Below are 23,624 nucleotides of genomic sequence, written 5' to 3'. Positions count from 1 at the left end.
GTGAACAGTCCCCTGCGGGGGCGGGAGGGGGCGTCGTCCGTGTTGTTGTCGTGCATGGTGGTGCTCCGATGGCATGGGGGCAGGGCCTCGTCACGTCCGTCGCATCCGTCCCGTGGCTGGTCAGGACGGGTACGGACTCGGCCGCAGGTACGGATAACTCCGTCCCGGCGAGGAAGCCCGTCCCCGCGCTGACCTGCGCGGGGACGGACGGGACGGACTGAAACGGACCCAGGGGTTGGGTGGATCAGCGGGCGGGCTTGGGGCCTACAGTGCCGCCGGGCGGGCCGACGGGCAGCGAGCCGGTCGGAGGGACGGGCAGCTTGCCCTGGGCCGGGCGTACGGGCGTGGACTCGTGCCCGGCTGCAGGGGCCGGCTGGGCGGGGTCGGGGCAATAGCGAGCCCAGGCATCGAGGAACTGGTTGCGGGCGTACGCCTTGGCCTGACGGCCCTGCTCGAAGCGATAGTTCGCCGGGCGGATGCCGAAGTCCCGCAGCAGTGCCGACAGGTGGAAGGCGGTCAGCCCTTTGGTGCCGTAGTCCGGCCATGGAGATTCAGCATCTGCCAGGAGAGCGGCCAGCAGATCCTGTGAGCGCAGGGCCTCCTTGTTGCCCTCCTGTTCGAAGATGCGGCGGACATCACGCAGCAGCCGCGTCTTCAGGGTTGTCTGCTCGTCCTGGACGGCCTCGTGCCGAGTCATCGCCAAGCAGGCGGCGCGGGCGCTGGTGGGCCAGTGGCCACCGGCCAGGTCGGCGACGATGACCAGCGGCTCCCAGGTGTCCGCAGCCCGGTCCTCAACCGGCATCTTCGGCACCAGACCGACAGCCGTGCCACGCAGCGGTGTCAGCCACGCGGCCAGCCGGTCACGCACCGCGTGCAGTTCAGGCAGGGAGTACCGCGAGCGGAACGGGGTGATCCGCTCACCCGGTTTGCGCTTCTGCATGCGAAGCACGACCGCCCTGTCCATGATCGTGTCGGGCAGGTCGCCGATCCCGGCCAGCGCGGCCATGGCGAAGGTGGGAAACGCCGTCGGCTTGTGCTCCGGTCCGGAGATGCGCCAGGCCGGCCGATTGCGCTGATGCCCGGCGTTCAGCAGGCCGCGCAGATCCTCCTTTCGCCCGCCTTGGGACCGAAGATGGTGTCGGCCTCGTCCACCAGCAGCGTCGGCGGGTTCTTGCCTATGACGCGGAAGACCACCGCCGGTGAGGTGTTCACCGTCATCATCGGCTGAGACACGGTCTCGTGAAGCACATCCAGGACACGGGACTTGCCACACCCCTTGGTCGGTCCCACCACCGCCAGACGCGGTGCGTGCTGAAGGGCGGGCTGGATGTGAGAGGCCGCCACCCACAAGGTGACCGCCGTCAGGGCCTCCTCACTCGGCAGCACTACATACCGGCCGATCGCCGCCTGCAACTCGTCCAGCAGCACGGCTCCGTCACCGGTCGCCTCGGCGCCGGGGCCCCCACGGTCCCCGGTCCCCGAACCGTCATCCGGGACCACGGTCCCGCTCTGTACCTGCTCGGTCCCCACGGGACCGTCGGTCCCCGCAGCTCGTTGGGGACCATGGTCCCCTGCCGCACGGTCCCCTGGTTTCATCCCCGCGCGCTGGGGACCGGTCCCCACATTGGGGGCCCGGGGACCGGGACCTGGCGCATGGTCCGCGTTCGGGGACGGCACTGGTCCATCGGACCGGAATGGTCCACATCCTGTGGTCCGGTCCGCGCGCCGCTGGCCTTCATCTCTTCCTCGTCAGCGAATGTCTGCCCTGTGGTCTGTGCTAGGTCGTGGGGCCAGGGCGCGCCCTTCGGCGGCAGCGGAGCAACACGCTGGTGCGGCTGGTCCCCGGTCCCCGCACGACGGGACCGGTCCCCGGCATCCGGACCGAGGGGGCCGCCCCCGCTGTGGAGACCATCGCCGATCCCCTGGCGAGCGGACCGCGACTCGGCTCGGTCCCCGTTGCCCGGGACCGTCCCCTGCCCGGGGACCGCCACGGGCGGCCAGACAACCTTGGGGCGGGCTTCCGCCTTGGCGGATGCGCTCGAAGCGCGTGAGGACGTAGGGTCCTCCATAGACGTTCCTCTCTGGTGAGGGGCAGGACGGGCTAGGTTCCGCCCCTCACCGGTTCAGTCGTTCAGGGATGGGCGATGCGTAGGGGAATCTCCGGCCCCCGGCGTTGGCGCGCCGAGGGCCGCGCTGCTTCCCCAAGAGTCATGCCGTGAGGTCGTACGAGGTCTGCTGGTCGACCCAGTTGTCGACCTCGCGCCAGCGGTAGCGCAGGTGTCGGCCGACCTTGTGGACCTTCGGGCCGATACCCCGGTACTTCCACTGGTAGAGGGTCTTCACCGGCACCCCGAGGTAGGCGGCGATCTCAGCCGGCGTGGCGAGCGGGCCGCGCGCGGCGGCCGTGGCGGGGCGGGGGAATCCGTTGGGCAAGGGCGTTCCATATCGGTTGCAGGCGACGGGCACGGGAAAGAAAGCCACACGATTCGGGCTCTGTCCACGCGCCTCTCTTGGCATTCCACGGAAGCCCCAAATGGCTGGGCAATCGAAGGAGTCATAACTGTAAGAGCGAATCGGCCGTTGACCAAAAAGTTCTCCCTCACGTCCAGTTCTCCCGCGAAAGTCCGCGTAGGCGCGCAACGGTCCGTCGCCAGGCAAGTCGCAGGCCAGGAGCATCTGCGGTGGCCGCCAATACCTGGAACCGCCGCAGCGGCGCGGGACTCTACCACCCAATTCTCGATACACCGAACTACCCGTTCCTGCCGAAGCACCCAGCGTCTGCAAGTTCTGTAGAGTTTTAGAACTAACTATTGCCATGGCAGCAGATTTCGAGTTACAGATATCCGCCATGGCTACTTACCCCACCGAAATCGCACTGACGGGAATCGGTGCCGCCCGCAGTATCGAGGCGCCTGTGCGGCGTGCCGTCTCGCCCAGCGGCAGCTCGCTCAGCGCTGCACTGCCCTGGGCCGCCCGATGACCAACATCGACATGAGCCGCACGAACGCGGTCGTCACCACTGCGAAGTCGACGGCCTGATCGCCATCGCCGCCGCCCTCGGGGAATCCCCAAATGCTCTGCTCCCCCGGTGGGCGACTAACGGCGCCGTTCCCCACTCCGCGATCCAGCCCTTCAACCACATGCAGGAGGCCCTTCTTGGCTGAACCGTACGACCGCTGGCACAAGAAGCGCCCGCAACCCGGCGACGAGAAGTGCACGACCCACGGCAAGGTGCCGTCCCGTGAACACGGACGCGGAAAAAGGTGGCTGGCCCGCTGGCGTGACCCCGAAGGGCAGCAGCAGAGCGAGAGCTTCGAGCGGTATGAGGATGCCCGGCAGCACCTGACGCGGATGCTGGGGACCGTCGACGACGGTACGTACATCGCCCCGAAGAAGGGCGACACGCCGCTCAAGGCGGTGGCCAAACAGTGGCTGGAGAACCAGACGTTCGACAACCCACGCACGTACCACCAGTACGAGTCCCGTGTCCGCAATCACATCAACGAGCCGCTGGGAGACCTCAAGCTGCGGCAGATCAAGCCCTCCACTAGCCAGACCTGGATCAAGCGCCGCCTTCAAGTGCTCGACGAGACCACCGTCGGCCTGATCTTCACCCACCTCTCCTCCATCCTGGCTATGGCGGTGGACGACGACCTGATCCCGAAGAACCCGTGCGAGACCGGTTCGGTCAAGCGTGTGAAGCCCCGGCGGTCGAAGAGGTCCGCCAAGGACGTGCCGCTCTCCTGGGAGCAGACGGACGACCTGCGCAAACAGCTGCCTGACCGATACCAGGCCACGGTCGACTGTGGCCGCGGGCTCGGCATGCGACAGGGCGAGATATTCGGCTTCAGCCCGGACGAAGTCGACTGGTCGAAGGACGACAAGACCGTCTGCATTCGCCGGCAGATCACGCATGACCGGGGCACGCTGGTCTTCGCACCGCCGAAGGGCGGCACCAAGGACGACCCTAAGGACCGGTATGTCCCCCTCGACGGGGATCTGGCGACGCTCTTTCGCGATCACATGCGGGAGTTTCCGCCAGTCGAGGTCACGCTCCCGTGGCTGGAGAAGGGTGGCGAGGTCGTCACCGTCCGCCTGATGTTCACCACGCGCGAGCGCAAGGCGCTCAACAAGAACTACTTCAACTACCTCTGGAAGGCGGCCCTTGAAGCCATCGGCGTCATCGCGGCGGTGCACGACAAGCCCATTGGCAAGGGCCGCAAGTGGGAGGAGTGCCGCGACAAGATGATGCACTCCCTACGGCACCTGTTCGCCTCCGAGGCGATCAACGAGGGCGTCGACGTCTATATCCTTGCCGATCTGCTCGGGCACGAGGATCCCGCCTTCACGCTGCGCCGCTATGTACACCGAGTGACGGGTGCGGTCGGGAAGGCACGCAGGGCTATTGGCCAGCGATATCGAGCCGCTGCATAGCCTTCTTCTCCGTCTGATTCCGTTCCTCAGCAAGGCGGTTGGGCAAAAGTAACCCCCCTCTGACTGGACATGCCCGACGATGGTCGGGACTACCGTGACCAAGAGTGCAGTGGCGAGGGGTACGACATGCGCGTTGAGGTTCGTGTCGAGTCAGGGGACAACGAACTCCGTTCGTTGCTCAACTGGCTTCGCAGCGACCCAGACATCAGGCGTTCCGCTGCGTTGGAGCTGCGCGAGCAACCTCCTCAGGAAGGCCAGATGGGGACCGCGGCCGACGTCTTGCAACTGGTCACGGAGAACGGATGGAACGCTGCGAACTTTGTGCTGGCGCTTGCCGCCTGGAAGCGGACCCGTCCGCGAGCCTCACGCGTCATGGTCCGGCGAGACGACCTTGTCGACGCCCTTACCGATTGCAGTGAGGAACAGATCGCACGCATCATTCGCCTCCTTCAGGAAGATCAGGGCGGGGGCGGGGAGGGCGCGGGACGTTGAGCGTGCTACCAGATCCCGGTGCCTCGGGGGCAGTACTGATCGGGACGAGCGCGTACGACTTCCTTGAGGACCTCCCTGCTGTTTCCAACAACCTCAGCTCCCTTGCGGAAGCGCTCTGCGGACCGAAGTCTTGGAACCTTCGTCAGGACAATTGCACCGTCCTCGCCAACCCGGTCAGTGCTGAAGCCGCGATGGATGCCCTACGGAACGCCACCGCGACGGCCCGGGACACGTTGCTCGTGTACTACGCGGGTCACGGACTGGTCGACCCCGAAGGCGAGCTCTACTTGGGGCTTCCTCGCTCCAGACAGCAGCGGGTGGAAACGGGGATCCCATATAACTGGCTCCGTAGGGCTCTTCTAGAGGGGCAGGCAGAGCGCACTGTCGTCGTACTCGACTGCTGCTACAGCGGCCTTGCCCTCGGAATGATGGGGCCCTCAGATCTAGCTGCCCAGGCCGACGTGGAAGGGACCTACCTGCTGGCCGCATCTTCGGAGACTCGTCAGGCACTCGCCCCACCTGGGGAGACCCACACAGCATTCACGGGAGAGCTTCTCAGCATCTTGGCTACTGGGATTGCGGGCGGCCCCGAGAAGCTGGACCTGGACTCCGTGTTCCGGCAGTTGCGTACAGCCCTGACAGCGAAAGGCCGTCCTGTTCCACAAGGACGAGGTCGCAACAGCAATGGGCGACTCGCGCTCGGCTGGAACCCCGCCTTCAGTCGGACTCCACTGGTGAGTGCGAGAGGAAGCCAGGCTGACCGCCGATTGTGGCCGGACCCTGCGGCCATCTGGACCGTTGAAGGCTTCTTCTCCGCATTGGGACATGTGCGCGCAGTGAGTGGACTCACGCACGCCGCCGTCAGCCTCAGCTCCGGTGGAGAAATCGCCGCCGGAACAGTCAGCAGTCTCCTCAATCGCAAGGACCTGCCGAAGACATGGAAGACGACGGGGATCTATCTGACCGCCTGCGGCGTACCGGACGAGCAGGTCGACGGCTGGAGACGCTCCTGGGAGCGCCTCCGGGCGGAGGCACCCACCACCGAGTCCACGGGCCCGGTGGCGGGTCGCGACCAGGCTCGCGGCAGCCGCGTTGCATCCATTTGGGAAAGAGTCATCCGCCGCCGCAAGGGTCGCCACGACGCTTGAACCGGCATGCCCAGGACCCTGCGCGGGCTAGCGGGCTGGAGATGCCGTCTCGTGATGCCCCGTTCGCTGCGGGCCAGGCGTCGCCTTGCTGCCCTCGCCTCCGAAGAGAGTGTTCCAACCGGCGATCAGTACGAGCGCGCCGACCACGAACACCCAAAGCGCAGGCTTCTTCGCCCGGCTGGAGGCATTCGACGGCCTTACATAGTGCCCTGCCCGGTAGTAGCCCTTCTTGCTCTGCGTCACTGCGCCAACACCCCCGATTCACGTGCACTGCATGTCAGCTGTGGAGTGTGGCAGAGCGCCAAGTCCATCCTCCGGCACATTGGAGACGGCGGCTGGATCTGATCGGCGAATGACGCTCACCACAGGCTTCCCGCCAACACGACCGCGAGAAGCGCGACCTGTAGACGGCTCCACTTGCCCAGTGTCACCGCCGGCATGTGCACCGGGTGAGCACCCACCTGCCCAACCGGAGGGCACCTGCGCAAATCAGAAGGGGCCCAACGGTTGATTCCACTCTTGGCGGCCATACCGTTCGGGAACGCCGCTTGCGGCCCTGCGATGTCTCGGGCAGCAACGGCCGGACGAACTGCCAGCTAACAGCGGATAGTTGGGCATGCAGGCCAGCATGGGCGGGCCGCCGTACCGTTGCCCTCACGGATGCGGGTGCGTGAGCGGACCGCACCCTGATACGTAGCTCAGGGGAAGCTATCTGCTGCAGCGATGTGGCTCAGCCCGTCATGGGCGCTCCGCTTACTGCCCCGCATCGCGGTCGGCCATTCGTCTGCCATGTCGGAGTGCTGCTATACAGAAGTAGCTCTCGATGCCGGGCGTGGTCTGCCGTGTCTTGGGCGATGTCGGGTCGAGTCCCGGCTCGACAAGTTCAGCTCGCGCTTCGAGGTCCCTACGGGATCTCGCCCAGGACCTCAGCCTCTTCACAACGTGCGATTCGGGCTTGAACGTCGGGATGATCCCAGAGCTCTTGGGGCAGCATCGTGGAATGGTAAATCTGGGCGACCTTCAACTGTTCGACTGTCACTCCGGTTGCATACTCAAGATCTGAGCCAGTGAAGTCCGTATGGCGAAGGTCAGCGTTGGTCAGGATGGTCCCTGCAAGCCTCGCAGCGCCCACGATTGTTCCGGCCAGGTTCGCACCGTTGAGGTTTGCACCTTCGAGGCTTGCGCGGTCGATGATAGCGCCAGATATGTCCGCGCCCGCAAGCTCAGCGTCACGCAGATCGGCCCGAATTAGATTCGCGGCGCGCAGTTTCGCCGCGGCGAGGTAGGAGCCGCTGAGGTCTACGCTGCGGAGCGTCGCTGACTCCAACTTCGCAGCCCAGAAGTTGGTCGAGGAGAGATTTGCTCCGCCGATTAGATGCGCCCCCGAAAGATCGACCATTTGGAGATCGATTGGCGCCTCGGACTCCAGCACTGGTCTGAAGGCAATCACCGAGACCGCGGCGTGGATATCCTCGGGCAATGAGGGTCTGCTCCCGCTCCCGTCGGCCAGGTGAGGCTTGAGGCGTCCTTGTCTGCGAAGCCGCTTGATGTCCTCCTTCCTCGACGAAGCGGAGCCATCCTCAAAGGACACCGGGCAGGCGTGTCGAATGTAGGCAGTGAGTACGTTGACTACCGTGGTGTGGTCTTTCTCGCTGTCGTCCATGATGCGTTGCAGCGAGTAAATGCCTCCAAGCCGCTCGGTCAGGTTGTCCGACCCCAGGAGCTTGATCGCCTCAACGTATCGGTCGGTGACCTGCCCCTCGCGTGTTAACTCGGCCTGCTCGCGGTCCTTCTCTCGTGCATGTTCGAATTGTTCTTGGCTGTGCTGGTAGAGCTTCTCGGCGTGCCGGTGACTGCGGTGCGTGTACCAGAGACCGATACCGGCGACGATGCCGGCGCCGAGGGCGACGAGGGCGGTGCGGACGCCAGCTATGACGACGCCGTCTGCGGGTTGGAGGTCGTGCTCACGGAGGTGTCCGCCGTCGAGCCACCAAGGGCCGCGCCACAGCAGCAGGGCGTAGCCGACGACAGCAAGGACGATGCCAGCGCCTATGAGGGTGCGCTTCGCCTTGGGGCTCATGCGACTGATCCTCCCAGTTCGGTACGCAACTTGGTACGCAGGTTCCACACGGCTGTGCTGCCAGGGATGACGGCATCGGCGAGGTCGCAGAACGTCCCAACGGAGTGGTGGTCGTCGAGGATTGGATCCTTGGTGTTGATCTGGGGCAGATCCTTCTGGATCTTCTCGCGGACCTCGTCCCAGCGCTTCGCCCATACTTCGACATGCCACTTGATCATGTGGTCCAGGAATTTGACCGCCTTCTGGGTCCCGTTGAGCCGCTCCTGCCCTTTGAGTGACTCGCGACCAGCGAGGATCTGCTCAAACTGCCACAAGAGCGCGAAGTAGTCGTTCATCACCTGCTTCGTCTCGGCCGGCGTGACCGGGTGCTTGCGCCGGTAGAACTCAAGGGCGCTGCGGTGCGCAGAGGTTTCCTTTGAGGTGAGGTCCGCGTAAAGGCGACGTGCGAGCTCGAAGGCCTCGCGGCTGCTGTTGCCGCGCGCTGACAGAAGGGAGACAGCAGCGGCTGTGAGGGCGACTATCGCAGAGATGACGGCAACGATAATGGGTGTTTCCATGCCGCGGATGATGTCCGCGGCCGAGGTCGCCGAATCGCTGAACTGGACTGTTCAGAGCATGATTTGAGCTTCATCGGCGAGCCCGTCCAGCTCGCTCCGGCGAGACGTGGTCCGCTCCAGCTCGGACGCCCCCGTTCCCTCCCCACGATCTGGTGGCGTATCCGCACGGCGACGGATCGTAGGCGGACCCTCGCGACAGGCGCAGCAGAACCCGGGAACCGCACCGGCCGCCCGTCGGACCGCACCCGGCACTCCGCCGCGCCCACGATGTGCACCGGAAGTGCATCCATCCAGCCTTCAGACGCTATCTGTGCAGGTCAGAGTACTTCTCATGCTGTACTACGACATCTGAGGAGCGAGGTCGGGCGGACCTGGGCGGGAGCCTGGAAACCGGCCGTGAACTGCGGAAACGGTGGGTGCTCAGCAGTGCTCTCTGCCGCTGCTTGCCTTCCGCTCCCCTGCACACCGAGTGTGCACCGCCCGGCCAATTCCCTGACGTGATGCCAGAAACGCTGCGAGGGCCGCTACCCCGACCATGGGGTGGCGGCCCTCGCAGGTTCGTCCAGGCTCTTCGCACGATGCGCCCCCGCGGCGGCGAGTACGGGATGGCCGACGGCGACGCCCGTCGGCGGGTGGTGGCGTGGACGACCAGCCACAGCGGCGAGTTCGCCGCCTGCGCGGCCGCCGGGGCCCCGGGGAGGGTGTCGCCTTCGCCCTCGAAGCCGCCCGCGCCCCGCAGCGGTTCGGGTCAGGCCGCCTGGTACTGAGCGTCGTTCGCCGGGAGCTGCTCCTCTGCCCAGACGATCTTGCCGTCGGCCGTGTACCGGGTGCCCCAGCGGCCGGCCAGCTGCGCCACGAGGAAAAGGCCGCGGCCGCCCTCGTCGGTGGTCCGTGCGTGGCGCATGCGTGGTGAGCTGCTGCTGACGTCGGAGACTTCACAGATGAGCGCATCCTGCCGGATCAGGCGCAGCCGGATGCCTCCGTTGCCGTAGCGGATGGCGTTGGTGACGAGTTCGCTGACGATCAGCTCGAAGGTGAAGATCAGGCCGTCCAGTCCCCAGGCGGTGAGGCGGTCCGCGGTCAGCGTGCGGGCGTCTGCGACGACCGTCGGGTCGGAAGTCAGCTCCCAGGTGGCCACTTGGTCCTCGCAGAGGGCATGGGTACGCGCGAGGAGCAGGGCGACGTCGTCGTCGGGGGCGCCGTTGAGCACGTCGTTCAGGACGGTTCCGCAGAGTTCGTCGAGCCGCGCCAGGGGGGAGGCCAGTGCGGTGCGCAGCCGGGCAAGGCCCCGGTCCATGTCCTGGTCGCGGGTCTCGATCAGGCCGTCGGTGTACAGGGCGAGGACGCTGCTGTCGGCGATGTCGAATTCAGCGGATTCGAAGGGCAGGGCGCCCAGGCCGAGCGGGGGCCCTGCGGGCAGGTCGGGGAAGGTCACCGAGCCGTCCGGGGTGACGACTGCGGCAGGAGGGTGGCCGGCGCGGGACATGGTGCACTTGCGCGTGGCCGGGTCGTAGACGACGTACAGGCAAGTGGCGCCGAGCGCGGCGGGGGCCAGTGACGGATCGGCGGCCTGTTCCTCGTCGATCAGACGCAGTGCCAGGTCGTCGAGGTGGGCCAGCAACTCGTCCGGAGGCAGGTCCATGTCCGCCAGGGTGCGAACAGTGGTGCGAAGCCGTCCCATAGTGGCGGCGGCATCGATCCCGTGGCCCACGACGTCACCGACGACCATGGCCACCCGCGCCCCTGACAGGGATATCACGTCGCACCAGTCGCCGCCCGCACCATCGGAGGCATGGGCGGGCAGGTAGCGCCAGGCGACATCGAGCGTGCTGCCGCCGGTGAGACTGCGCGGGAGCAGGCTGCGCTGCAGGGCCAGCGCGGTACTGTGCTGCTGGGTGTAGCGGCGGGCGTTGTCGATGCTCACCGCCGCGCGAGCCACTACTTCCTCCGCGAGGAGCAGGTCGTCCTGCTCGAAGGGGTCGCGCAGCTGCCAGCGGATGAACCGGACGACGCCCAGAACATCGCCGAGGGCGAGGATCGGGACGAGTATCAGGGAGCAGAATCCGAATTCCGCGATTTTCGCGGCTCGGGCCGGGTCTGTTGCGAACCAGCTGCGAGTTGAGGCACCCGGCATGGCTTCCAGGCGGGAGCGCCCGTCAAGCATGCACTGCATTTCGGGTGAGTGAGGATGGAATTCGACTGTCTGCCCGGTCTCCGCGACCGATTCGGGAACGCCTTCGTGGACCGACTGCTGGCCCGCACGGCGCATCTTGAGCGGATGGAGGTGAGCCCCAGGACGCGGTGTGTCGCCGCGGATCACCGTTTCCATGAGGTCGACGGCGACGAAGTCGGCCAGTCGCGGCACGCTGATGTCGGCCAGGATCTGCGCGGTGTCCATGACGTCCAAGGTGCTGCCGGTCTGCGCCCCGACCTCGTTCAGCAAAGCGAGCCGCTCCCGGGCCCGCCAACGGTCGGTGACGTCGAGGACGATGAAGGACACGCCCAGTACCTGGTCCGTTGCGCTGTGGAGCCGGAAGGCGGACAGCGAGTAGGCGTGCGGCCGATGAGGGTATGCCTTCCTCCCGCCTCGCAGCAGGTGATCGACCAGGGGCCGACCGGTATCGAGCACCTCCCGCATGAGCGACTCGATCCCCTCGACATCCAGCCGGAGATCCAAAAGAGGCAGCACGTCCCGCAGGCGCTTGCCCAACCGCTGCTCACGAGGGACGCCCCCGAGGCGCTCCAAGGCCTCGTTGACCCAGACAAAGCGCAGATCCCGGTCCAGCACGGCCATACCTGCCGGTGAAAGGGCGAGAATCCGCTCCAACATCGGCGGGTCCACATGCCACCACTCGTCGGAGGGCCCCGGGCTGCGGCCCGCTGCACCTGCACTGTCAGAGGTATCCATGTGGACCGCACCATCGTCCGTGAAAGGCCATACCTGACATCTCCGGCGCGCTGGGCTTCCAGACGCGCTGGAGGCTTGTGATTCAAGGATCTCACCGGCGTCCGAACCCGTCGCTCCGTGTTCGGGCGCTCACTTCTTCACACGGCGCAGCACTCCGGCTCCCTGGGCAGCAGCCTCCGGTGTACTCGTCGAATTCCGGTGGGCACTTTCCTTGGAGGGTGGCGCTGAACATGACTTTGTAGTCGGCCTTGGCATCGCTGCAGGGGATGGTGAAGAGGACTGGGTCCGCGTGGGTGCCACGGTTTTCCGGGCAGTCGCCGGCGACCGCATCGCGGGCCTCTTTCACCGGGGGCTTGCCGTCGTCGGTCACCACGGTCAGTACCCAAACCCCGGTGAAGACCGCGATCACGATGCCGAGCGCGATGAGCGGCCGGAGCCAAGGACGTCGCTCCGGCCCCGTCGGAACGAACATCGGGGCGGTGGACTGCTGAACCGGCGGCGGCCCGTATGCGGGCTGCTGACCATGGATGAACGGACCCGCGGCAGGTGGCCCGTACGCAGGCGGGCCGGGCTGCCGGCCATAAGGGCCCGGTGCTTGTGGTGGCGGTGAGTACGCGGACATATGGATCCCCTGGGGTGATGCGGCCTGGCACGTCAGCTCGTCGAGATCGCCCTGCCCCTGGGAATCTGCGCGATCGTCTTCGGGGGAACCGACCTGTTCGGGACGCGGGGTGAGGAGGGTGCTGACCGTCGTTCGGCGCGGGTGGGGGTTGTGCTGGGGGCGGTGACTCTGGCGGTTCCGGTCGTGTCGGTGGTGTGGCTGGAGTGGTCACTGCGCCGATGACGCCCTCGGGTTCGGCGCGAAGCGGCTCACTTGCCATCCGCTCCGATAGCCGTCAGCCCCTTCTCCGTGGGCCCGTACACCTGGTCGTTGTCGGCCCAGAAGGCCACGGGGGAGGTCCAGGAGGCGGTGCTGCCGGTGAGTTCGTAGGTCCAGTGGGCGTTTCCGGTGTGGGGGGAGAGCGCCCAGAGTTGGGACTGGGCCCAGAGGTAGAGGGCGTTCTCGGTGGGCTGGAGGGCGATGATTCCGGAGCGGAGCATGGGGAGGGAGCCGGCCCAGCGGACGGCGCCGGTTTCGGCGTTGAAGGCGTGGACGACGACGTGGTTCTGGAAGTCGGGGCCGGCGGTGTAGACGGTGGTGTTGTCGGGGGAGGCTGCCACGGCGTGGGCGGGGACGCGGTCGGGGGACTTCCAGGCGACCTGGCCGTTGTCCGCGTCGACGGCGTAGAGGCGGTCGGCCAGGTAGAGGAAGCGGCCGCCGGCTGAGGAGTGCGGGCCGTCGTGCCACGAGACGAAGAAGGCGTCGTTCCCGTGGCCGGAGGTCTGGCCGCCGCCCGGGGCGGGCTGTTGCCAGCGGGGCTTGCCGTCGGCCTCGGTGTCCAGGCCGGAGAGCTGCGGCGCGCTGCGGTCGGGGTTGCTGCTGGTCCACAGCAGGCAGGTGCCGGAGGACGGGACCTTGAGGGAGTTCTGTCCCATGGTGGTGTTCTTGACGGTGGTTTCCCAGCGGAGCTTGCCGGTTGCCGGGTTCACGGCCCAGATGAAGCTCTTCTCGGCGAACAGGCCGGCGCCCCGCATCGGGTCGGAGCGCAGTTTGGAGAGTTCGGAGCGGAGCTTCTTCATGTCGGAGGACAGACGGCTCTCGGACATCGTGCCGGTGACGTAGACCGTGTCGTCGAGCATGCCGGGCAGCCAGGCGGTGGCCACGCCGGTGTCCGGGCCGCCGGTGGTCCAGGCGACCTTGCCGGTGGAGAGGTCCACGGCGCGCAGCACGCAGGCCGGTTCCGGTACCCAGCTCCGCCGGCCCGGCATCTTGATCGTGCCCACGGCGAACGCCATGCCGTGGCCGACGGCGACGGGGCAGCCGCCCATGCCGCCGGCGGACGGCGCCGAGGAGGAATTGGCCAAGGGGCCCCACGTGGGGCGGCCCCCCTGGTCGAAGGCCCAGAGGTGTTTGCCGCTGACGGCGACGACCGTGCCGTCGCCGCCCGCCACCTGGGTCAGGGGTTCGGTGAGGGGAGCCGTCCAGCGCGGGGTCGCGACGGTGCGGGTGGCGAGTGAGCGGGTGGGGTCTTTGAGGGAGGGGGCGGAGGACGAGGTGCCGCCGGGGGTTCTGTTCCAGAGGGAGAGGGCGAGGGTGGTGCCGCCGCCCGCCAGCGCCACGGTGCCGCCGGCCAGGCCGAGCAGGAGCTTGCGGCGGCTGACGGGCGGGGTGGGGGCCGGGGGCGTGTCCGGGAAGTCCGGGCCCGGTCCGTGGACGGGAACCGGGGCCCCGGGCGGGTTGCTGTGGCCCGCGGACGGGGACGGTAACGCGCCCGGGGCGGGGAGGAGTTGGGTGGCCGGGGTCGGGGCGGCGGCGTCGGGCGGTGCGGGGAGGCGCCGGGTCGGGCCCGGGGTGGGGAGTGGTGGGGGCGCCATGACGGCGGAGGTCGCTTCGATCGCGGCGGTCAGCACCGGGGGCAGCCAGGCGCCCGGTGTCGCCGACTCCGCGTCCCGGTCGAGGAATGCGACGAGCTGGCGCGGCGTCGGGCGGTCGGCGGCGTCCTTCGAGAGGCAGGCCGCGACCATCAGCCGCAGCCCGTCCGGCACCGTGGACAGGTCCGGTTCGTCGTGCACCACGCGCCGCAGGATGTCCGGCGCCCGGCCGGTGCCGAACGGGCTCGCTCCGCTCGCCGCGAAGGCGAGGGTCGCGCCGAGCGAGAACATATCGCTCTGCGGTGAGAGCGGTTCCCCTTTGCCCTGCTCGGGAGACATGTACGCGGGCGTGCCGAGGACCACTCCGGTGGTCGTCAGCGCGGTGCCCTCGGCGGCCCGTGCGATGCCGAAGTCGATGACGTACGGGCCGTCGAGGGCCAGCAGCACGTTCGCGGGCTTCAGGTCCCGGTGCGTCAGGCCCGCGGCGTGGATGGTCATCAGTGCCTCGGCGATGCCCGCCGTCATGGCCCGGAGCGCCGTCTCCGGCAGCGGGCCGCCGATCTCCACCGCGCGGTGCAGGGAGATCCCCGGCACGAAGGCCGTCGCCATCCACGGCACGGCGGCGTCCGGGTCCGCGTCGACGACCGGGGCGGTGAAGGCCCCGGAGGCGGCGCGGGCCGCGGAGACCTCCGCATGGAAGCGGCGGCGGAAGCCGGGGTCGCCGGCGAGTTCCTGCCGGATGAGTTTCACCGCGACGGTGCGTCCGCCGGCCGACCGTCCGAGGTAGACCGTGCCCATGCCGCCCGATCCCAGGCGGCCGAGCAGCGTGTACGGGCCGACCCGGGGCGGATCGGAGGGGTCCAACGGCTCCATTCTCAGGCTCCGTTCGCATGCAGTGCGGCGACTGTGGTGGCCGTCGGGTCCGAGAGGCACAGGCGGCCGTCACCGGCTGTCCACGCCAGTTTCGTGGGATCGGTTCCCTTCATGCCGGTGTATTTCCAGCGGGGCTTGCCGTTCGTCGCGTCACATGCCCAGACGACGGAGTCCGCACCCATCCGGTAGAGGTTTCCGTCGGCGTACAGGATGCGGGCGCCGAGGGACCGGGAGTCCTTGGAGTCGGCCGGGAGCGGGGTCTTCCACCGTGTCCGGCCGGTTCCGCCGTCCAGGGCTCCCAGGGAGTAGCCGTTGTCCTTGTCCTGCCAGAGGGCGTACAGGACGCGGCCGTCCTTGTCGGTGGCGATGCCGTTGCCCCGGAGGGAGGCCGGGGCGACGGCGCCCGCCGCCGTCCACACGCTCTTTCCGGTCGCCGGGTCCAGGGCCGACATCCGCATGGTGCCGTCGACGACGATGAAGTGCTGTCCGGCGGCGTCGACGGTGTGCGGCTCCCTCTTCGTCGTCCAGGCGACCCCGCCCTTGGTATCGAGCGCCCGCAGCCGGGTGGGGCCCGCGAAGAGCGCGTGGTCACCGCGCTGCGGCAGGGCGGAGAAGATGAAGTCCGCGTCCTCGCCGTGGAAGAAGGCCGTTTTACGGGTGGTGAGGTCCAGCGCCCAGACGTGGTAGCCCGAGGGGGTGGGGCCGCCGTGGTCTTTCCCGTCCCCGAAGCCGATCAGATACGCCGTGCCGTCCATGACACCGCAGAAGCGGAGCACTCCCTGGGTGTGCGGCCGGTCCAGCGTGGCCGTCCAGGCGGCCTTCCCCTTGTCCAGGTCGATCGCGACCACGGCGCTCCGCACGGCCATCGACTTCATCGCCATCCCCGCCACGTACAGGCGGTCGCCGTCGGCCGCGGCGATGACGTTCGGCAGCGATCCCTGCACCGAGAAGGCGATGCCGTGCTCGGTGCCGTCCACGGTCCACTTCGTCCGGCCCGCGTCGTCGAGCGCCAGGATGCGTTCGAGGGTGGGGCACACCACGAGGCCGTGGGTCGAGAGCACCTGGGGGCAGGCCGCGGACTGTTTCGTCTGCCCGGCCCCTGAGCCTGTCCCCGAGGGCTTCACCTTCCAGGCCAGGGTGGCTTCGGGGACGTCGTTGCCGGAGGGGCGGGGGCGGCCGCCGGGCTCGTCGTCGGCCGCCCCGGAGCCGCTCAGGGCCAGTCCGAGCCAGGTGCCGGCCCCGGCGACCGCGAGGGTTCCGCCGGCCAGGCCGAGGAGCAGCTTGCGACGGTTGGGGTTGGGTCGGCCGGCGGGGTCGGGGCCGTCGGCGGGGTCGGAACGGTCCGCATCCGGGCGGTCCGCACCCGCGCCCCTCGGCTCCGGGCGGCCCGACTCCGGACCGCTCGACTCCGGACCGCCCGCCGGGCTACCGGGCCCCTGCGTGACATGGCCGAACGCCAGGGTCGGCGGAGGCTCCGGCAGCGTTGTCATGACGGCCCGGACGGCGATGATGTCGGCGGCGACCGCCTCCGGGAGCCAGCCGCCGGACGGAACGGGGTGGCCCTCCCGCTCGACGCACTCGGACACCTGGCGCGGGGTCGGCCGGTCGCCGGGGTTCTTGGCGAGGCAGGACGCGATCAGGTCCCGCAGCCCCGCCGGGACGGCACCGAGGTCCGGTTCGGTGTGCACGATGCGGAACAGCACCCCCGCCGCCGCTCCCGCACCGAACAGGCTGTCGCCGCGCGCGGCGAAAGCGATCGCCGAGCCCAGCGAGAACACATCACTGGCGGAGCTGAGCGGCTCCCCCACCGCCTGCTCCGGCGACATGTACGGCGCCGAGCCGATGATCGCGCCCGTGGAGGTCAGCGCCGTGCCGTCGACGGCACGGGCGATCCCGAAGTCGATGACGCGCGGTCCGTCCAGCGCCAGCAGGACGTTGGCGGGCTTCAGGTCCCGGTGGATCAGCCCGGCGTCGTGCACGCCGGCCAGCGCCTCCGCCACACCGGCCGTCAGCGCCCACAGCACGTTCCCGGGTAACGGGCCCCGGGTGGTGACCGCCTGGTCCAGCGAGACGCCGACGACGAAGGTGGTCGCCATCCAGGGGATCCGGTCCTGCGTATCGGCGTCCACGACGGGGGCCGTGAAGGCGCCGGAGACCAGCCGGGCCGCCTCGACCTCGCGCTGGAACCGGTCCCGGAACGCGTCGTCCCGTGCCAGATCCGGCCGTACCACCTTCACCGCGACCGTGCGGCCCCGGGCCCGGCCGAGGTACACCGCGCCCATCCCTCCGGCCCCCAGGCGGCCCAGGAGTGTGTAGGGCCCGATCTGCCGCGGGTCCGCGGCACCGAGCTGCTTCATCGCATCCCCCTTCAATGAGCCCCCACAGGCTACTGCCGCAGGCTCCGCAGCCCACCCCGGTTCGGATCAACCGCTCTTCCCAACACCCCGTGTTCCGGCCGGTGTTGGCGCCGGAGGCTCGCCGGGGCGCGGGAGCGTCGCCCTCGCTGACCGGGATTGACGGGCCGGCCTCCGGTCCGCCCGGGCGCCCTGCCACCGGGCACCGGGGCGCCCTCCGAGACAGACTGGCGATATGCCTGAATTGCCGGAAGTTGAATCGCTCGCCCAGTTCCTCGCCGACCGCCTGGCCGGCCGGACCGCCGGCCGGGTGTACCCCGTGGCCGTGCACGCGCTCAAGACCTATGACCCGCCGGTCACCGCGCTCGAAGGGGAACCGTTCGCGGGGGTGACCCGGCACGGGAAGTTTCTCGATCTCCGCGTCGGGGCGCTGCATCTGGTGGTGCACCTGGCCAGGGCGGGGTGGGTGCGGTGGCGCGACCAGCTGCCCGGGGTGCCGCCGCGGCCCGGGAAGGGGCCGCTGGCGCTGCGGGTGCGGCTCGCCGGGCCGGACGACGGGGCGGGGTTCGAGGTGACCGAGGCGGGGAGCCAGAAGCACCTCGCCCTCTATGTCGTACGCGATCCTCAGGAAGTGCCGGGAGTGGCGCGGCTGGGGCCCGATCCGCTCGGTGCGGGCTTCACCCGGGAGGTCTTCCGGGGGCTGCTGGAAGGGGAGCGCCGGCAGATCAAGGGCGTGCTCCGGGACCAGAGCGTGCTGGCGGGGATCGGGAACGCCTACTCGGACGAGATTCTGCACGCGGCCCGGATGTCGCCGTTCAAACCGGCCGAGACGCTCTCCGACGAGGAGCTGGACCGGCTGTACGCGGCGGTCGGGAGCACGCTCGGGGAGGCGGTCGAGCGGTCCCGCGGGCTGGCCCTGAAAGACCTCAAGGCGGAGAAGAAGAGCGGACTGCGGGTGCACGGGCGGACGGGCGAGCCCTGCCCGGTCTGCGGGGACACCGTCCGCGAGGTGTCGTTCAGCGACTGGTCCCTGCAGTACTGCCCCACCTGCCAGACGGGCGGCAAGCCCCTGGCGGACCGGCGGTTGTCCCGGTTGCTGAAGTAGCGGGGACGGCCACCGGCCCGCCCGGGGGTCAGCCCGCGGACGGGCCGGACGCCAGCAGTTCGCGCAGCTCGGCCACCACCTCGCGGAGCCGGCCGGCGAAGTCGTGCATCGGGCCGGCCACCGCCAGCGGGGTGCTCAGGTAGAGGTGGAAGCGATCGGGCAGCAGGACGTAGGCGACGCCGATACAGCGGCTGCTGGTGGAGCCGAAGCCGAAGTACTGGATGTGCTGGGACGGGGCGGAGCTGGTGCTCAGGTAGTCGTCGCGCATGGTCAGCCAGCCCGGGGACCGGTAGAGGGCGGGCTGTTCGGTGACGCCGAGTTCCGCGCCGCGCCGCCGCTGGATCAGCTCCAGCTCCCACAGATGCTGCTCGGGCGCCTGCCCGGCCTGGCACTCCTTGGCGCGCGCCACATGCTGCGCGGCGGCGGCCCGGAACGCGGCCCGGCGGTCGTCCGCGGAGGCCGCCGGGTCCTCCATGGCGGCGACGAACGCCTGGATCTCCGGGGTGACGACGCGCATCGCCTCGGTCCGGCCGTGCCGCCACTGGCGGGTGGCGATCGACTCGTAGGTGGCGCCGAGGTGACCCTTGGCGCGCTGATGGGCCAGCTGGAAGGCGAGCTGGACGAAGGCGTCCGGCGAGACGCCCAGCGCCTTGGCGGTGGTGCTGCCGAAGTCGTCGAAGGCGACGGTGCGGGTGGCGGTGGCCGCCCCGTACTCCGCGAAGGCGTCGGCGGCGGCGCGCACCCGCTCCCGGAGGGCGTCGTCCAGCGCGAAGCGGACCGGCTCCACGGGCGGGAGGCCCTGGGAGCGGGCGCCGGACCGGCGGGAGTGTTCCTCGGCCGGGGCACCGAGCAGGGCGTCGGTGAAGCCGAGGATGGTGGTCCCGTCCAGCTCGCAGTGCTCGACGTTGATGCCCGCCCGGCCGTCGGCGAACACGATCAGGGACACCGCCTTGTCGAACCAGCGGTTGCCGTGGTCGCCGTGGAGCAGCTGGTCGCAGGCCTCCTGCGGGTCCGCGGGCGCGAGGTCCTCCAGGCAGACGCAGAACAGCGCGGTCTCGATCGCGTCCAGGGCGTCCGCGTTGCGGGGGTCGTGGGCGCGCAGGGTCTCGCGGGCGGCGGCCCATTCCGCGCGGGCCATGGTGGTGAGGTGGCCGACGGAGGTGCCGGGCGCGGCCGGTTCGGCGCCGGCCTTCTGCACGGCGCGCAGCCCGGCTTCGAGGTCGTCCAGGCCGCACGGGACGCCGTCCGCGCCCAGCACGTCCATCCGGAAGGTGTTGCCGCGGTGGAAGACCACGATGTGCCGGGCGTCGGACGGGCCCGGCCAGGCGTCGCTGTACGGGGTGCGGACGGTGTCCTGCTGCGCCCCGGGAATCCGGGTGGCGGAGAAGAGGTACTTGTTCTGGACCATGGACTGCGGGATGCCGCGCTGCACCGCCGGCGGGAGGAGCTCGGCGTCCAGCTGCCGCTTGTGGGCGACGGCGCCGGCGATGAGGCCGGCCGCCCGCTCCACCTGGGACACCGGCTGCCCGGGGGCGGGGTCCTGGAAGAGGAAGAAGAAGTTGGCGTTGAGCGCGATCCGGTCCCGGCGGCCCAGATAGCGGTACGGCCAGAAGGTGTCGAGCCAGCTGTGGACGCCGTCCGCGACGTCGTACTCCTCCAGCGCCGCCTGCAGCACCCGGCCGGGGCCGTCCGGCCGGAGGAAGGCGGCCACCTCCGCCTCGGTCGCCGTCCGCTGCTCATCGGTCAGCAGCGGTGCGCACCAGGCGAGGAACCTCTCGCAGCTCGCTTCCAGTGTGGGCAGCGGTACCCGCGGGAGGCTGTCCTCCTGGGCAAAGGTCGGCATGACGGCCCTTTCCTGACGGTGGTTCAATTCTGCTCTCTCGATTCGGCTCGTGGGGACCTGTGCTGTCACTCGTCCATGGTCGCGCCGTCACCCACCGTGTCCGCTCGTTCGTGGCGCGCGGAGCGGACACGGTGGGTGACGATGGGGGGCCGTGCCGCCTGCTAATCCAGCAGCCGGTCGCCGCGGACGGCCCGGCCCTCGGCCGCGGTGTGGGCGGGCAGGACCCGGCCGAAGAGCTGCCGGGTGCGGGCCACGCTGCCGATGACGCCCGGCCGCTCGCTGTAGGCGAAGATCGCGGAGTGGCGCGCGACCTCGCCGCGCACCGGACTCACCCGGTGGAGGGAGTAGCGGCCCCTGAACAGCTGGAGGTCGCCGGGGTGCAGCGGGAGGCGCCGGATCAGCCGCTCGCCCCGGCCGTCGAGGACGTCCCGGACGTCGTCGAAGCGCTCGTCGTGCGCGGACCTGATGTTCGGGCAGTACTCGAAGACGCCGCCGTCCTGTGCCTGCCGGGTGAGCATGCTGACGGTGAACTCGTTGGTGTCGAAGTGCCAGGGGTGCTCCATGCCCGGGGCGACGACATTGAGCACCAGGCCGGAGAGCGGGTCGGCCAGCTCGTGCAGCCGTGGCAGTCCGAAGCAGCGGGCGAGGAAGTCCTGGAAGACCGGGTCGGCGTAGAGCCGGCTGATCAGGGACCCGGCGGGGACCCGGTCCCGGGGGACGAAGGCGTTCCCCCGCTGGAAGGTCCGCCGGCCGGGGTGGCCGGCGGGCAGGTCCGCGTCCACCGCGATGTTGTAGACATTGACCGTCTCGACGTCGTGGTGCGCCTGGGGGGCGATGGCGGCACACTCCTCCTCCAGGGCCGTGCGGAGCGCCGGGCGGACGAAGTCCGGCAGCACGGTGCAGCCGAGTGTCCGCAGTTCGTGCCGGGCCCGGGAGATCACGGCCTGTCCCCCGGCGCCGTCGGGTTCCGGCAGGGGGTACCGGGCGGTGTCGACCACCTGGTCGAGCGTGAGGGCTTGCGCAGTGCTCATTCGATCCTCTCCACATCCGGGCAGACCGTGGCTCCTCGTTCGGCAACTCCACTGAGGAGCAGCAGAGTTGAAGCTCCCACAGCGCCGCCGGGTTGTCTGTGACACGTCGCACTGCGCGACCCGGCAACTGCGCGCCGTGTGGTGGGTAACCCGGGCACCCGGCGGATGACGGAGTCGTCCGCGTCACCGTCTTATGCAACTTGTTGCACAACAGCTCCGGCTGGTCTACAACTACTGCCACGACCACCGCGCCAGGAGGCCCCCCATGAGCCAGTACCCGCACCTGATGAGCCCGCTCGACCTCGGGTTCACCACCCTGCCCAACCGGGTGCTGATGGGGTCGATGCACATCGGGCTGGAGGAGGCCGAGAACGGCTTCGCGCGGATGGCCGCCTTCTACGCCGCCCGTGCGCGCGGCGGCGTCGGCCTGATGGTGACCGGCGGTATCGCGCCGAACGAGGCGGGCCGGCCGTACGACGGCGGCGCCAAGCTCACCACCGAGGAGGAGGCGGCGCAGCACCGGACCGTGACCGAGGCGGTGCACGCCGCGGGCGGGAGGATCGCGATGCAGATCCTGCACTTCGGCCGGTACGCCTACCACGACACCCTGGTCGCGCCGAGTGCGCTCCAGGCTCCCATCAGCCCGTTCACCCCGCACGCGCTCACCGACGACGAGGTCGAGCAGACCATCGGGGACTACGTGCGGGCGGCGGAGCTGGCCCAGTCCGCCGGGTACGACGGGGTCGAGATCATGGGCTCCGAGGGCTATCTGATCAACGAGTTCATCGTCGGCGCGACCAACCGGCGCACCGACCGGTGGGGCGGCTCGTACGAGAACCGGATGCGCTTCCCGCTGGAGATCGTCCGCCGCACCCGGGAGCGCGTCGGCACCGACTTCATCCTGATCTACCGGCTCTCCATGCTGGACCTCGTCCCGGGCGGCTCCACGCTGGAGGAGGTGGTCACCCTCGCCAAGGAGATCGAGGCGGCGGGGGCCACGATCATCAACACCGGCATCGGCTGGCACGAGGCCCGTATCCCCACCATCGTGACTTCGGTGCCGCGCGGCGCCTACACCTGGGTGACGAAGCGGCTGATGGGCTCGGTGAACATCCCGCTGGTCACCAGCAACCGCATCAACACCCCCGAGGTCGCCGAGGAGTTGCTGGCCGACGGGCGCGCCGACATGGTGTCGCTGGCCCGGCCCTTCCTCGCCGACCCGGACTTCGTCGCCAAGGCGCGGGACGGCCGGGCCGAGGCGATCAACACCTGCATCGGGTGCAACCAGGCCTGTCTCGATCACACCTTCAGCGGCAAGATCACGTCCTGTCTGGTCAACCCGCAGGCCTGCCACGAGACCGAGCTGGTGCTCTCCCCCACCCGGCGGCGCAAGCGGCTCGCCGTGGTCGGCGCCGGTCCGGCCGGGCTCGCCTGTGCGGTGTCCGCGGCCGAGCGCGGCCATGCGGTCACCCTGTTCGACGCCGCGGCCGAGATCGGCGGGCAGCTGAACCTCGCCAAGCGGATTCCGGGCAAGGAGGAGTTCGACGAGACCCTGCGCTACTTCCGCCACCAGCTCGGCGCCCACGGCGTGGACGTACGGCTGAACTCCCCGGTCACGGCCGCGGACCTCGGGGCGTACGACGAGGTCGTGGTCGCCACCGGGGTCACCCCGCGCACCCCGGAGATCGAGGGCGTCGACCACCCCAGCGTCGTCAGCTACCTCGATGTGCTGCGGGACGGGGCACCGGTCGGCGACCGGGTGGCGATCCTCGGGGCGGGCGGTATCGGCTTCGATGTCGCGGAGTTCCTCACCGACGCGGGCGATGCGGCGAGCCAGGACCCGGAGGCCTACTTCCGCTCCTGGGGCGTCGACACCGCCTACGGCGACCGGGGCGGACTGCGGGCACCGGAGCGCCCCAAGAGCCCGCGGCAGGTGCATCTGCTCCAGCGCAAGACGTCGAAGGTCGGCGCCGGGCTCGGCAAGACCACCGGCTGGATCCACCGTGCGGAGCTGCGGCACCGGGGCGTGACCACCGTCGCCGGGGCGTCGTACGACCGGATCGACGACGAGGGCCTGCACCTCACGGTCGACGGCACGGCCAGCACGCTCGCGGTGGACACCGTGGTGCTGTGCACCGGGCAGGAGCCGCGCCGGGACCTGTACGAGGAGCTGCAGTCCGCGGGCCGCACGGTGCACCTCATCGGCGGTGCGGATGTCGCCGCGGAGCTGGACGCCAAGCGCGCCATCAAGCAGGGGACGGAGCTCGCGGCGGCCCTGTGAGCAGGCGGGGCCGGGGGCGCGGCGGGCGGTGCGAGCCCTGTCTCTT

The 23,624-nt window shown here is 69.5% G+C and carries 14 protein-coding genes and 1 pseudogene; 5 read left to right on the top strand and 10 right to left on the bottom strand.

Translation table 11 applies throughout. From position 1 onward, the window contains the following. Positions 1–244: 244 nt before the first annotated feature. Both ACFW5B_RS28880 and ACFW5B_RS28875 read right to left on the bottom strand, forming a co-directional pair. Positions 245–1,500 (bottom strand): annotated as a pseudogene (locus ACFW5B_RS28880) (DUF3631 domain-containing protein). 708 nt (positions 1,501–2,208) lie between these two features. Further along, a complete protein-coding gene (locus ACFW5B_RS28875) occupies positions 2,209–2,433 on the bottom strand; it encodes an AlpA family transcriptional regulator (protein WP_262039717.1) in 225 nt (74 codons plus the stop codon). 723 nt (positions 2,434–3,156) lie between these two features. Here ACFW5B_RS28875 and ACFW5B_RS28870 point away from each other — a divergent pair. The 3 genes from ACFW5B_RS28870 (at position 3,157) to ACFW5B_RS28860 (ending at position 6,074) form a co-directional block, all read left to right on the top strand. Then, positions 3,157–4,434, top strand: a complete 1,278-nt coding sequence (locus ACFW5B_RS28870) for a tyrosine-type recombinase/integrase (RefSeq protein ID WP_386445734.1) — start codon at positions 3,157–3,159, stop codon at positions 4,432–4,434. Between the two features lie 126 nt (positions 4,435–4,560). Beyond that, a complete protein-coding gene (locus ACFW5B_RS28865; RefSeq protein ID WP_386445731.1) occupies positions 4,561–4,926 on the top strand; it encodes a hypothetical protein in 366 nt (121 codons plus the stop codon). Between the two features lie 2 nt (positions 4,927–4,928). Further along, positions 4,929–6,074, top strand: a complete 1,146-nt coding sequence (locus ACFW5B_RS28860; protein ID WP_386445809.1) for a caspase domain-containing protein — start codon at positions 4,929–4,931, stop codon at positions 6,072–6,074. A gap of 904 nt (positions 6,075–6,978) precedes the next feature. Here ACFW5B_RS28860 and ACFW5B_RS28855 read toward each other — a convergent pair. The 6 genes from ACFW5B_RS28855 to ACFW5B_RS28830 all read right to left on the bottom strand — a co-directional run bounded on the left by ACFW5B_RS28855 (position 6,979) and on the right by ACFW5B_RS28830 (position 17,321). After that, positions 6,979–8,154, bottom strand: a complete 1,176-nt coding sequence (locus tag ACFW5B_RS28855; protein WP_386445728.1) for a pentapeptide repeat-containing protein — start codon at positions 8,152–8,154, stop codon at positions 6,979–6,981. After that, positions 8,151–8,711 carry a hypothetical protein gene (locus tag ACFW5B_RS28850; RefSeq protein WP_386445725.1) on the bottom strand — a complete coding sequence of 187 codons (561 nt, stop codon included), beginning with the start codon at positions 8,709–8,711 and terminating at the stop codon, positions 8,151–8,153. The genes ACFW5B_RS28855 and ACFW5B_RS28850 overlap by 4 nt, the downstream gene beginning before the upstream one ends. Positions 8,712–9,459: 748 nt before the next feature. Next, on the bottom strand, positions 9,460–11,619 hold the full coding sequence (locus ACFW5B_RS28845; RefSeq protein WP_386445722.1) for a SpoIIE family protein phosphatase: 2,160 nt from the start codon (positions 11,617–11,619) through the stop codon (positions 9,460–9,462). 91 nt (positions 11,620–11,710) lie between these two features. Next, positions 11,711–12,091: a hypothetical protein gene (locus ACFW5B_RS28840; protein ID WP_386445720.1), complete on the bottom strand. Its 381-nt coding sequence runs from the start codon at positions 12,089–12,091 to the stop codon at positions 11,711–11,713. A gap of 398 nt (positions 12,092–12,489) precedes the next feature. After that, positions 12,490–14,964 carry a PQQ-binding-like beta-propeller repeat protein gene (locus ACFW5B_RS28835; RefSeq protein WP_386445717.1) on the bottom strand — a complete coding sequence of 825 codons (2,475 nt, stop codon included), beginning with the start codon at positions 14,962–14,964 and terminating at the stop codon, positions 12,490–12,492. A gap of 2 nt (positions 14,965–14,966) precedes the next feature. After that, complete coding sequence (locus ACFW5B_RS28830; protein ID WP_386445714.1) at positions 14,967–17,321, bottom strand: PQQ-binding-like beta-propeller repeat protein; 2,355 nt, start codon at positions 17,319–17,321, stop codon at positions 14,967–14,969. Between the two features lie 232 nt (positions 17,322–17,553). On the opposite strand from ACFW5B_RS28830, the gene ACFW5B_RS28825 reads away from it, so the two are divergent. Continuing rightward, positions 17,554–18,423: an Fpg/Nei family DNA glycosylase gene (locus tag ACFW5B_RS28825; protein WP_386445711.1), complete on the top strand. Its 870-nt coding sequence runs from the start codon at positions 17,554–17,556 to the stop codon at positions 18,421–18,423. A gap of 28 nt (positions 18,424–18,451) precedes the next feature. Here the strand turns inward: ACFW5B_RS28825 and ACFW5B_RS28820 are convergent, their stop codons facing one another. Next, entirely contained in the window at positions 18,452–20,266 is a 1,815-nt protein-coding gene (locus ACFW5B_RS28820) for a choline/carnitine O-acyltransferase (protein ID WP_386445708.1), read from the bottom strand. Between the two features lie 161 nt (positions 20,267–20,427). Further along, positions 20,428–21,297: an arpA protein gene (locus ACFW5B_RS28815; RefSeq protein ID WP_386445705.1), complete on the bottom strand. Its 870-nt coding sequence runs from the start codon at positions 21,295–21,297 to the stop codon at positions 20,428–20,430. 265 nt (positions 21,298–21,562) lie between these two features. On the opposite strand from ACFW5B_RS28815, the gene ACFW5B_RS28810 reads away from it, so the two are divergent. Next, on the top strand, positions 21,563–23,578 hold the full coding sequence (locus ACFW5B_RS28810) for an FAD-dependent oxidoreductase (RefSeq protein ID WP_386445702.1): 2,016 nt from the start codon (positions 21,563–21,565) through the stop codon (positions 23,576–23,578). The last annotated feature ends 46 nt before the right edge of the window (positions 23,579–23,624 follow it).

The sequence above is a fragment of the Streptomyces sp. NPDC058773 genome (assembly GCF_042746015.1).
GTDB lineage: Bacteria > Actinomycetota > Actinomycetes > Streptomycetales > Streptomycetaceae > Streptomyces.
This window is presented reverse-complemented; position numbering and strand designations above follow the sequence as displayed.